Raw genomic sequence first — 12,537 nt, 5'->3', positions numbered from 1 at the left:
AATTCTTATGAAAATCTTAAAATAAAGACTTATAGATAAATTTTTAATCAACTTCTACAAACTAGTTCCTTTGCTATTCAACTTACTATGAAAGCGAGAATAACTAAAATAAATAAGCAAGCCTATAATAAGCCAAATGGTAAAGTAAATCCAGTTCCAAATAGTTAATTCGGCCATTAAATAAATACAGCAAATTAAACCTAACATTGGTATTAAGGATAAATTCATTTTAAAGCTCCAAATACTTAAAAATACCAAAGAAATTAAAAACAGCCACATTGGAATTTTATGTTTGAATAAATCAAAACCTTTTTCAAATTTCTTATCATTATCAATTGGTGCGTTTGTAACAAGAGAGATATAAGAAGTGTTTGATTTTTCTGAAACCGAAGAAAGCATCGCCTCTAAATCATTATTAAAATCTTCTTTATTTATTTGGAACTCTTCTTCTAAATAATAAGTCATTTTACTTATTTCTTCTTTAGATAATTGAGTAACCAGATTAGTAGCATCGTATACTTGAGGTTTGTTGTATACAAAATTACTGACTCCGTTTTTGTTCCAAGCAAACAACAAAATAAATCCTATAACAATACCAATAGGTAAAATGAATTTACCATTTACATACGGAATTTTAAATTTTCCTCTTGGTACATTTTTGTCTTGTAACACCAAAACACCCGCACAAACTAGCGCAAAAGCAAACAAAGTACCAATACTGCATAAATCGGTTACCATTGTAAGGTTCATAAATAAGGCTGGTATAGCCACAACAAAACCCGTTACAATGGTTGCAAATGATGGCGTTTTAAATTTAGGATGTACTTTAGCAAATTTGGGTGGCAATAATCCATCTCGACTCATACTCATCCAAATTCTAGGTTGCCCCATCTGAAAAACCAATAGCACACTAGCCATTGCTACTACAGCACTTACTGCAATAATACCTGCTAGCCATTTTAAATTGAGTTTATCAAAAACATATGCCAACGGATCGCCCACATTTAATTCTTTATAATTAACCATTCCCGTTAAAATAAGCGCAATGGCAATGTATAAAATGGTACAAATAACAATAGACCATATCATGCTTCTAGGCAAATCGCGTTGTGGATTTTTACATTCTTCAGCTGTTGTAGAAATAGCATCAAAACCAATATAAGCAAAAAACACTGCCGATACTCCCTTTAAAACACCTCCTAATCCATTTGGAGAAAAAGGATCCCAGTTATCTGTATTTACATAAAAAGCACCTACAATTAATACCAAGGCAATAACAGCTAATTTTACATAAACTAAGATATTACTTGCGTTTCTAGACTCTTTCATTCCTCTGTAAACTAGCCAAGTAATTAAAATAATAATACCCAAAGCAGGAAGGTCGGCAACAAAATGAAAACCACCTATTGTTGGTGCATTTGTCCATGCGTTATGTGCCATTTGCAAATGACTTGGCAAATTTTCAAAAGTTTTACCACTTTCCATCAATGCAAGTGCATCCTTAAAACCATTCTGGGCCGATAAATAATCCATCTGAATCCATTGCGGTAAATAGACACCCATATTATTGAGTAAGCCCGTAAAATAATCGCTCCAAGAAATGGCCAATGTAATATTACCAACAGCATACTCCATAATTAAAGACCAACCAATAATCCAAGCAATTACTTCGCCAAAAGCAACATAACTATAGGTGTAAGCACTACCCGAAACAGGAACCATTGAGGCAAATTCTGCATATGCTAAAGCCGCAAAGCCACAAGCTAAAGCAGTAAACATAAAAAGAAAAATTACTGCAGGTCCGCCATCAAAACTAGCTTTGCCAATGGTACTAAAAATACCTGCACCTACAATAGCTGCAATACCAAAGAAAATCAAATCTTTTTGAGTTAAAAATTTTCCTAAACTTTCTTGTTTTCCTTCGTTTGCTTCTAATTCAGCTAAAATATGGTGTACTTGTTTCTTTCGAAATAAATTCATGTATGTTAAGGTATTATAAAGTTTAAAGATACATTTTTTTAATTCTATAAATCTAACTAAATTTACAGAAAGAGATTATCTATCTAAAAGAATCGTTACAATAAATAAAATTTATTATTAGATAAAAATAAACAATAAATAATCTATTTAAAAGTAAAAAAAGCAAGGTATCTTTGTACTACAAAAATTAAGAAAAATTCATTATTAATTACATAAAAAATAAAAATTATGGCTTTAGTAGGTAAAAAATTCCCAAACATTACAGTAGATGCAATTTCTGAAATGGGAGACGATTTAAGAATCAACGTTTTAGAAGAAGCAACAAAAAATAATAAGAAGGTATTATTATTTTGGTATCCAAAAGATTTTACATTTGTTTGTCCTACAGAATTACATGCTTTTCAAGCTGCTTTACCAGAATTTGAAAAAAGAAATACAATTGTAATTGGTGCATCTTGCGATACAAACGAAGTTCATTTTGCTTGGTTAAATACTGCAAAAGACAACGGAGGAATTGAAGGTGTTACGTATCCACTTATTGCAGATACTACTCGTAATTTATCTAGTGTTTTAGGAATTTTAGATGTAACTTCTGAAGTGTATAACGATGAGTTAGATTCAGTACAAATTGAAGGTTCTAACGTTACTTACCGTGCTACTTATTTAATTGATGAAACAGGAAAAATTTTCCATGAATCTGTTAACGATATGCCTTTAGGACGTAATGTAAACGAGTTTATCCGTTTAATTGATGCTTACGTTCACGTACAAACACACGGTGAAGTTTGTCCTGCAAACTGGGAAGAAGGTAAAGAAGCAATGAATGCAGACCGTAACTCTACAGCTGAATATTTAGCTAAACATTTAAACTAAGAACAAGTATTTTATAGAAATGAATCCAAATTCTTACGAATACTTGTAGGAATTTGGATTTTTTTTAACCTTAAAATTTTATAATTATGTTATTAGAATTAGAACAAGATAATTTACTAGAAGTAGTTAGTGGTAATAAAAAAGTAGCAGTGCAATATTCTGCTTCATGGTGTGGAAATTGCCGTATTATGAAACCAAAATTCAAAAAATTAGCTACTGAAAAAGACGATATTACGTTTGTTATTGTTGATGCTGAGAAATTTCCTGAATCTAGAAAATTAGCAAATGTTTCTAACTTGCCAACTTTTGCCGTTTTTGTTGATGGTAAATTAGTAAACGAAACGCAAACAAATAAAGCAGAGGTTTTAACCGATTTAGTAAACGAAATAGCTTAATACTATGAAATTACCTATAATAAAACACTTAACACAATTTATTGAAGAAAACGACCAGGATTATGTGAACGAAACCATTGAGGTTTTAGAAGCATTATGCGAAGTACCTTCTTTAAAAGATGAAGAGTTAGATGTAATTGCTGAATTAATTTCAAACATGTATGGTGCTGTAGAAGTTGATAAAATGATCAAATCTGGTACACCTAAAAAAGAAGCGTTAAATGCTTTTATGCAACGTGTAATGGGATCTATTGATAAATAACGAAAAAGTAGAACATAATGTTCTGCTTTTTTTATCACAAAAAATAAGTCTTTTCTATTTCTTTATCATTTTCTTGTTCATTATTCTACCATCTTTAGTTTCAATATTTACATAGTAAACCCCAATTGCGAAATTTGATGGTATCTCATAGATTGTATTTGTTTCCGCAACTATTTTAACAATTCTACCTGTGCTATCAAATATTTTAATATTTTTTATTATTCCTTCAAAATCCTCTATGTATAAACGATCATCAAACGGATTGGGATAAACTTTTATAAATTGTTCTAAGGGATTTTCTACAGATAAAGGAGTATCTAACAGCAACCGCGCTAAGGTAAAATTATGATTAGAATTCAGAACAGAATTACCTCCCATAATTAGCTTATCATTTCCTTGTAACTTTATATGTTCAAGCCAATCATCGCCTGGTGATACATCAATATCTACCAAACCTTTACCATTATTAAAAGTAGTGTCTAAATCACCATCGATATCAAAACGGATAATACGATATTTACGAGTTCCTAACGCTACACCTGTACCGCTGCCAATAATAATTTTTCCGTCCGTTTGCACAGTCATTACCCTTGGTCTGAAAGAGTATGAGAGAATTTTCATACCATTTGTACCGAAAGTATTATCTAATGAACCATCTGAATTTATTTTGAGTAAAAAAGATGTTAACTCAAAGCCCCCTACTATAATTTGTCCGTTTGGTAATTGGCCTGCCGAATGTAAATACTCCGTAATGTTTGTTATTGGGTTGTAATTAAAAAAATCAATGACTACTTTTCCGTTGGTTCCAAATGCTGTATCAAAATTTCCTTGTGTATCAACTTTACAGTACGCACTTTTAGAATAGTTAACAGTATCACTATATTCATATCCTGCACAAAAAATAGTGCCATCGGTTAAAAGAATTGCTTCTTGCATTAAAAATTTAAAGTTGGTAGAAGTTAAAGAACGGATTCCATTGGTTCCAAACTGACTATCTTCAACACCGTTGCTGTCTAATTTAACTAATATAGCAAGAGACTCACCATTTAAATAGCTATTCCCTGCTAAAACAATTGAGTTGTCTGAAAGGATTGTTATGAATGCAAAAATATTTGAAGATGTTGAGGTATATATTCCATTGTTTGCGAAAGTTGCATCTAACGAACCATCACTGTTATAACGAACAACAAAACCTCCTGTACCACCTCCTGTAAAATTTACAGAGCCTGCTACAATGATTTTTCCATCAGATTGAATAACTATATATTCCGGATGTTCAGAATGACCAATTGCCGTAGTTACTTTTCCATTTGTGCCGAAAGTGTTGTCAAGTATTCCGTTTTTATCTGTTTTTGTTAATGTTAATTGACGTTGGTTACTTCCTGCTCCTCCTTGAAGGTAATAACCTGCACTTACAATATTGTCGTTATTGTCAAAAGCAAAACAATGAAGTTCAGCGGTGTTTGAGTGTGGGTGAACTGATATCCCTGCATTTCCAAACGTTGGATCTAATGCTGCGTTTTGACTGTTGGCTGAAAATACAACATTTAATAAAATTAATAGTAATTTTTCTTTCATTTTATGTTATAATTTAAGGTTATTGGTATGTAAATATAATTTATTATAAACTATACCATGTAGATTTTTTATTTTTCTACTTTTTTGAATAATATTTGAGTAGGCTTAAATCGTGTCTTTTTATTTCTACAATGACAAATAATTCAGTAATTTTGCTTGAAAATTGCCTTGAATGAAATCTGAAAAAACATCCTTTATTGCGGGTAGATTAAAAAGTTTAACCTATGCTTTTAAAGGGTTTTACACTTTAGTTACTACAGAGCACAGTATTATATCGCAACTTATTATAGGTGGCGTTATGTGTATTTTAGGATTTTATTTTAAAATTAGTACAATAGAATGGTTGTTTCAAATTTTAGCAATAGGTTTGGTTTTAACTGCAGAAAGTTTAAATACCGCCATTGAAGCTATTTGTGATTATATTCAACCCAATTTTGATAAAAAAATAGGTGTAATTAAAGATATTGCTGCAGGTGCAGTAACTTTTGCAGCTATAACAGCAACTATTATTGGAGCCATTATTTACTTACCAAAAATATTTTAAAAATGACCGCGAAAAAGAAAGCCAACACTCAAACTAAGCAAGTAAATAATTCAAAAAATACGCCTCCCAAAAATAAACAAACTGCAACCAATGGTGCCAGAATTAGTTTTATCTTAGGTACACTTTTTCTTATGTTTGCCATAATATTGTTGTGCAGTTTTATTTCTTATTTTACTTCAGGTGCTTATGACCAAAGTATTGTAAAAGAGCTTAATGACCGTTCATTAGAACCAGAAAATTGGGTTGGTAAATTAGGTGCTTGGTTATCGCATAAATTTATATTTGAAGGCTTTGGGGTTGCATCGTTTATTTTTGTTAAAATAGCTGTACAAATTGCTTTATGGTTTGGCTTAAAATTCAGTGCAAGTAAATTAAGAAGAATGATTTTTTGGGATCTTTTCGCCATCATAGTAATAGCTATTGCACTAGGTCATTTTGGAAGTACTTTGCCTTATTTAGGTGGAGTGGTTGGTTTTGAAATTAACGATTATATTCAAGATTATTTTGGTGAAATTGGCGCTTTATTAACCGTTGTTTTCTTAATTATCTTTTACTTAATTTTTAGAATAAAAATGACGCCAAGTTCATTTACAAATGTGTTAACAAATACACATGCAAAAATTAAGGATAATTTAGAAAAGGCAGAAGAAATCATTCAAACAGCACCATCTTCGGTTACCGATGTTGCTACATCAAACACTAAAGCAGAACCTAAACAACCTGTTGTTGCACCTCCTGTTTTTGTTAGTGAAGATGTTTTTGAACCTAAAGAAGATGCTAATAATCAGTTTGATTTTGATTTAAAGAGAAATTTAGATTCCATTAAAAAACCAGAACCAACATCTTTTGAAATAACAGAAAATGTACCTTCTGATCATCATGAAGAGTTTATCATAGAAACAATTGAAGAAGAAACGTTAGAAGATAATGTGGCTGCTAAAATTGTAGAAGATTTTGGTATGTATGATCCTACTTTGGAACTGTCAAAATATCAGTTTCCTACAAGTGATTTGTTGTTTGAGCATGCTTCTGGAGGCATCACCATTAACCAAGCAGAGTTAGAAGAAAACAAAAATCGTATTGTTGAAACGCTTAATAATTACAAAATAGGTATTGCTCAAATTAAAGCAACTGTTGGGCCAACGGTTACTTTGTATGAAATTGTGCCAGATGCGGGTATTCGTATTTCTAAAATCAAAAGTTTAGAAGACGATATCGCTTTATCATTGGCAGCCTTAGGTATTCGTATTATTGCGCCGATTCCTGGTAAAGGAACAATTGGTATTGAAGTTCCAAATACAACAGCTTCTACGGTATCAATGAAATCGCTTATTTTATCGCCTAAGTTTCAAAATGCCGAAATGGAATTGCCTATTGCTTTAGGAAAAACCATTTCTAATGAAACATTTGTGTTTGATTTAGCCAAAATGCCTCATTTACTTATGGCGGGTGCAACAGGGCAAGGAAAATCGGTTGGTTTAAATGCTGTATTGGCATCATTGCTTTACAAAAAACATCCGGCTGAGGTAAAATTTGTTTTGGTTGATCCTAAAAAGGTAGAATTAACGCTTTTTAATAAAATAGAGCGTCATTTCTTAGCAAAATTACCTGATACCGAAGATGCAATTATTACTGATAACACAAAGGTAATCAATACTTTAAATTCGTTGTGTATTGAAATGGATAACCGTTATTCTTTGTTAAAAGATGCTATGGTTCGAAATATTAAAGAGTACAACGAAAAATTTAAATTGCGTAAGCTAAATCCTGAAAACGGACATCGATTTTTACCTTATATTGTTTTAGTGGTTGATGAGTTTGCCGATTTAATCATGACAGCGGGTAAAGAAGTAGAAACGCCTATTGCGCGTTTGGCTCAGTTGGCTCGTGCCATTGGTATTCATTTAATTATCGCAACTCAACGTCCGTCGGTAAACGTTATTACAGGTATTATCAAAGCCAATTTCCCTGCGCGTATTGCTTTTAGAGTATCATCAAAAATCGATTCAAGAACTATTTTAGATGGTCCTGGTGCTGATCAATTAATTGGTAGAGGAGATTTATTATTTACACAAGGAAACGAATTGGTACGTGTACAATGTGGTTTTGTTGATACACCTGAAGTTGAAAAAATAACCGAATTTATTGGTGCTCAAAAAGCTTATTCAGAAGCTTATTTATTGCCAGAATATGTAGGTGAGGAAAGTGGCACAAGTCTTGATATTGATATATCTGAACGCGATGCGATGTTTAGAGAAGCTGCTGAAATTATAGTAACAGCGCAACAAGGATCGGCTTCTTTATTACAACGTAAATTAAAATTAGGATACAACCGCGCGGGCAGATTAATAGATCAGTTAGAAGCCGCAGGTATTGTTGGTCCGTTTGAAGGTAGTAAAGCAAGATCTGTAAATATTCCTGATTTGATTTCGCTTGATGAATTTTTAGAAAACGAAAAAAATAGAATGTAATGAAAAAAATAATAGCTTTAGTAACTCTTTTATTTGTAGCTGTAAACGTACAAGCACAAACAGCTGATAAATCAAAAAAATTATTAGACGAGGTTTCTGCTAAAATCAAAACCTACAAAAATATAAGTATTGATTTTACCTATCAAAATGGTTCCAAAGAAAGCAAAGGAAAAGCAACTTTACAAGGAGAAAAGTATGTTGTTGATTTTATGGGCGTAACCCAATTGTTTGATGGTTCTAAAATGTATATCATTAACCCTGCCGATGAAGAGGTAACTGTAGCAAGCGCTTCTAGTGCCAATTCACAAGCTGTAAGCATTGCTAATTTGCTTACTTTTTATAAATCGGGTTATAAATATGTTTGGGGTAAAAGTCAAACTATTGGTGGCAAAAACATCCAAATAATTAAATTGGTACCAAACAAAAATCAAGGTGTAAAAGAAATTTTATTGGGTATTGATACAAAAAGCAAACAAATTTACAATAGAACCGATGTTTTTTCAAACGGAAGTAAATCGGTTATAACTGTAAAATCTTTCACAACAAATCAAACATTGTCAAAAAATCATTTTACCTTTACAAAATCTAAATATCCAAATTATTACATCAACAATTTAGATTAAGAGGTACACGTGAAAATACTCGATCGCTATATATTAACAAGTTTTGTAAAAACATTTTTATCCGTATTTACAATTCTTTTTTTCATATTTGTATTGCAAGGAATTTGGGTCTTTATTGGTGAATTAGCCGGTAAAGACCTTGATTTTATTACAATTCTTAAATTTTTGTTTTTTTATTCTCCAAAGATGATTCCAATGGTATTACCGCTTTCGGTTTTATTGGCATCCATCATGACTTTTGGAGATTTTTCTGAAAATTACGAATTTGCTGCAATGAAATCGGCAGGTATTTCATTACAAAGAGCCATGCGTTCTTTAATTATTTTCATCTTTTTACTTACAGGTCTTTCGTTTTGGTTTACAAATAATGTGGCACCAAAATCAGAATATAAGTTTGTGAATATGCGTAAAAACATTATTCACACAAAACCTGCAATGGCAATTACAGCTGGGCAGTTTAATGATTTGGGCGCAATAAATATACGTGTTGATGAAAAATATGGCGAAAAAGATGAAAAACTTCGCAATATTACCATGCACATGATTAATCAGCAAAACAGCGAAAACAAAACGGTGATTAAGGCTGAAACAGGAAAAATTGAAACAAATGAAAACAGTAGTATTTTAAAATTGCATTTGTACAATGGAAATTATTATGAAGATACCGCTAAAAACTACCGTCAACGTAATAGAAAACCTTTTGTAAAAGCCAATTTTAAGCATTATATTTTAAGTATTGATTTGTCTGAATTTGATAAATCGGATGAGGAATTGCAAGAAATTTCTAATACCGCAAATATGATGGATATTTCGCAGCTTAATTATACAATTGATTCATTAAGCACAAACTACAATAGCGAAGTAACATCTCAAAACGAAGCTTCAAAGCAAAATAACAACTTGTTGTTAAACAATGATCTAAAAGATAAAAATATTGTTTATAAAACAGTTACACTAGATTCTTTATTATCTATTAAAAAACGTAGTACTAAAATTAGTATTTATTCAAACGCATCTGCAGTTGCAGAAAGTATAAAGTTTAATACGCAAAACAATAAAAATACATTATCTGAAAAAAGCAAGCACATTAACCGTCATTGGATAGCGCTTTACGAAAAATTAGTAATTGCTTTTTCATGTATTTTAATGTTTTTTATTGGAGCGCCATTAGGAGCAATTATTAGAAAAGGAGGTTTGGGTTTACCTATGGTTTTTGCCGTGTTAATTTTTATTATTTATCATTTCATCAATACTTTTGGAAAGAAATTAGCGCAAGAAGATGGTATTACACCCTTTTTAGGATCGTGGTTATCAACCTTAATTTTAGCTCCATTTGCTATTACTTTTACGTACAAAGCTACACGTGACAGAGGTATTAATAGCATTGATAACATGTTGTATCCTATTACAAATTATTTAAAAACAAAATTTAAAAAGAAAAACAATACAGAAAATGTCTGATATAAAATTAAATACAATAGAAGAAGCAATAGAAGATATTCGTCAAGGAAAAGTGGTGGTTGTAGTTGATGATGAAGATCGTGAAAATGAAGGAGATTTTATTGCAGCAGCAGAAAAAGTAACTCCAGAAATGATCAATTTTATGGCAACACATGGGCGTGGTTTAATTTGTGCACCGTTAACTCAAAAACGATGCAAAGAATTAAATTTACATCCAATGGTAACCAACAATACGGTGTTGCATGAAACTGCTTTTACCGTTTCGGTTGATTTAATTGGTCACGGTTGTACTACGGGCATCTCTGCTCAAGATCGATCTAAAACAATTGAGTTTTTAGTAAAAGAAGATACAAAACCAGAAGATTTAGGTCGTCCAGGTCATATTTTTCCTTTAATTGCAAAAGAAGGAGGCGTTTTAAGAAGAACAGGTCATACAGAAGCTGCTGTTGATTTGGCTCGTTTAGCAGGATTTAAACCAGCTGGTATTCTTGTTGAAATTTTAAATGAAGATGGTTCAATGGCTCGTTTACCAGAATTGGTAGAAGTAGCAAAAAAATTCGATCTAAAATTAATTTCAATAGAAGATTTAGTAGCTTATCGAATGAAACATGATAGTTTGATTCAGAAAAAAGAAGATTTTGAAATTCAAACTAGATTTGGTTCTTATCGTTTACGTGCTTTTTTACAAGTTACCAACAAGCAAATTCATTTAGCCTTAACAAAAGGAACTTGGAATGCTGGCGACGCTGTTTTAACAAGAATCAATTCGTCTCACGTTAATAACGATATTTTGCAAATTATTACAAACAATTCTGCTGATGAAAAGTTAGATTTGATGTTTGAAGCAATTAATAAAGAAGGCAAAGGAGCTATTATTTTTATTAATCAAGAAAATTCGACTTCAGATTTACTTGATCGTTTAGAAGTTTTAAAGAATTTACAAGCCGAAAACTTAAATGAAACTGTTTCTGCACCAAAAGTACAATTAGACACCAAAGATTTTGGTATTGGCGCACAAATTTTGCACGAATTAAATATTTCTAAAATTAAATTAATGACCAATTCTCAACAAAGTAAACGAGTTGGAATGGTAGGTTACGGATTGGAAATTACAGATTACGTTCATTTTTAATTAGATAGATGATTTTTAGATAGAGCTGTTGTTTTTATTAAAAGCTTTTTTCCTATTATATTTGCAGATTGTAAACAAAACATATGAAATTCGATTTACTTCACACTGATATACATTCAAAAGCACGTGCTGGTGTTATTACAACAGATCATGGTACTATTGAAACCCCAATTTTTATGCCTGTTGGTACGGTAGCTTCTGTAAAAGGAGTGCATCAACGCGAATTGAAAGACGATATTAATCCTGATATTATTTTAGGAAATACATACCATTTATACCTTCGTCCTAAAACCGAAATTTTAGAAAAAGCAGGTGGTTTGCATAAATTTATGAACTGGGATCGTAATATTTTAACCGATTCTGGTGGTTTTCAAGTGTATTCATTATCTGGTAGAAGAAAAATTAAAGAAGAAGGTGTGAAATTCAAATCACACATTGATGGATCGTACCACTTTTTCTCACCAGAAAATGTAATGGAAATTCAACGAACCATTGGTGCTGATATTATCATGGCATTTGATGAGTGTACGCCTTATCCTTGTGATTATCGTTATGCAAAACGTTCTATGCATATGACACATCGTTGGTTAGATCGTTGTATTGATCATCTTGAAAAAGTTCCGACAAAATACGGTTACGATCAAGCCTTTTTTCCTATTGTACAAGGATCTACCTTTAAGGATTTACGTGCACAATCGGCGGAATACATTGCAAATGCAGGGGCTGTTGGTAATGCAATTGGCGGATTATCGGTTGGTGAACCAGCTGAGGAAATGTACGAAATGTGTGAAATTGTAACCAACATCCTTCCAAAAGACAAACCTCGATATTTAATGGGAGTTGGTACGCCTATTAATATACTTGAAAATATTGCGTTGGGTATTGATATGTTTGATTGCGTGATGCCTACTAGAAATGCACGTAACGGTATGTTGTTTACATCAGAAGGTTTTATCAACATCAAGAATAAAAAGTGGGAAGATGATTTTTCTCCAATTGATCCAATGGGAATTACTTGGGTTGATACGGACTATTCTAAAGCTTACTTACGTCATTTATTTGTTGCAAATGAATATTTAGGAAAACAAATTGCAACCATTCATAACTTAGGGTTTTACATGTGGTTGGTACGCGAGGCTAGAAAACAAATTTTAGCAGGTACGTTCTACACTTGGAAAGAAAAAATGGTAAAACAAATGGCTACACGTTTATAATTAC

Annotated in this window: 11 protein-coding genes; 9 read left to right on the top strand and 2 right to left on the bottom strand. The window is 31.8% G+C overall.

Annotation, left to right across the window (positions count from 1 at the left end; translation table 11 throughout):
* Positions 1–54: 54 nt before the first annotated feature.
* Complete coding sequence (locus H1R17_RS13290; RefSeq protein ID WP_163430829.1) at positions 55–1,980, bottom strand: amino acid permease; 1,926 nt, start codon at positions 1,978–1,980, stop codon at positions 55–57.
* A gap of 228 nt (positions 1,981–2,208) precedes the next feature.
* Between H1R17_RS13290 and H1R17_RS13285 the strand changes: the two genes are divergently transcribed.
* From H1R17_RS13285 to H1R17_RS13275, 3 genes are all read left to right on the top strand, one after another.
* Complete coding sequence (locus H1R17_RS13285; RefSeq protein WP_163430830.1) at positions 2,209–2,853, top strand: peroxiredoxin; 645 nt, start codon at positions 2,209–2,211, stop codon at positions 2,851–2,853.
* Positions 2,854–2,939: 86 nt separating this feature from the next.
* The gene (locus tag H1R17_RS13280; RefSeq protein WP_163430831.1) at positions 2,940–3,248 is read left to right on the top strand and encodes a co-chaperone YbbN; all 309 of its coding nucleotides are present in this window, start codon (positions 2,940–2,942) and stop codon (positions 3,246–3,248) included.
* 4 nt (positions 3,249–3,252) lie between these two features.
* A complete protein-coding gene (locus H1R17_RS13275; protein ID WP_163430832.1) occupies positions 3,253–3,510 on the top strand; it encodes a hypothetical protein in 258 nt (85 codons plus the stop codon).
* 54 nt (positions 3,511–3,564) lie between these two features.
* Here H1R17_RS13275 and H1R17_RS13270 read toward each other — a convergent pair whose 3' ends face one another.
* On the bottom strand, positions 3,565–5,088 hold the full coding sequence (locus H1R17_RS13270; protein WP_163430833.1) for a T9SS type A sorting domain-containing protein: 1,524 nt from the start codon (positions 5,086–5,088) through the stop codon (positions 3,565–3,567).
* A gap of 172 nt (positions 5,089–5,260) precedes the next feature.
* Between H1R17_RS13270 and H1R17_RS13265 the strand changes: the two genes are divergently transcribed.
* The 6 genes from H1R17_RS13265 to tgt all read left to right on the top strand — a co-directional run bounded on the left by H1R17_RS13265 (position 5,261) and on the right by tgt (position 12,533).
* Entirely contained in the window at positions 5,261–5,632 is a 372-nt protein-coding gene (locus H1R17_RS13265) for a diacylglycerol kinase family protein (RefSeq protein WP_163430834.1), read from the top strand.
* A 2-nt stretch (positions 5,633–5,634) separates the two neighbouring features.
* Complete coding sequence (locus tag H1R17_RS13260; protein ID WP_163430835.1) at positions 5,635–8,103, top strand: DNA translocase FtsK; 2,469 nt, start codon at positions 5,635–5,637, stop codon at positions 8,101–8,103.
* Entirely contained in the window at positions 8,103–8,726 is a 624-nt protein-coding gene (locus H1R17_RS13255; protein WP_163430836.1) for an outer membrane lipoprotein carrier protein LolA, read from the top strand. Before H1R17_RS13260 ends, H1R17_RS13255 begins: the two co-directional genes overlap by 1 nt.
* 9 nt (positions 8,727–8,735) lie before the next feature.
* On the top strand, positions 8,736–10,187 hold the full coding sequence (locus tag H1R17_RS13250) for an LptF/LptG family permease (RefSeq protein ID WP_163430837.1): 1,452 nt from the start codon (positions 8,736–8,738) through the stop codon (positions 10,185–10,187).
* Complete coding sequence (gene ribB, locus H1R17_RS13245) at positions 10,180–11,319, top strand: 3,4-dihydroxy-2-butanone-4-phosphate synthase (protein WP_163430838.1); 1,140 nt, start codon at positions 10,180–10,182, stop codon at positions 11,317–11,319. The genes H1R17_RS13250 and ribB overlap by 8 nt, the downstream gene beginning before the upstream one ends.
* A gap of 83 nt (positions 11,320–11,402) precedes the next feature.
* Positions 11,403–12,533 (top strand): tRNA guanosine(34) transglycosylase Tgt, encoded by a 1,131-nt coding sequence (tgt, locus tag H1R17_RS13240; RefSeq protein WP_163430839.1) that lies wholly within the window; start codon positions 11,403–11,405, stop codon positions 12,531–12,533.
* Positions 12,534–12,537: the final 4 nt, after the last annotated feature.

Origin of the sequence: Flavobacterium sp. xlx-214 (assembly GCF_013874595.1) — a bacterium.
Classification (GTDB): Bacteria; Bacteroidota; Bacteroidia; order Flavobacteriales; family Flavobacteriaceae; genus Flavobacterium.
This window is presented reverse-complemented; position numbering and strand designations above follow the sequence as displayed.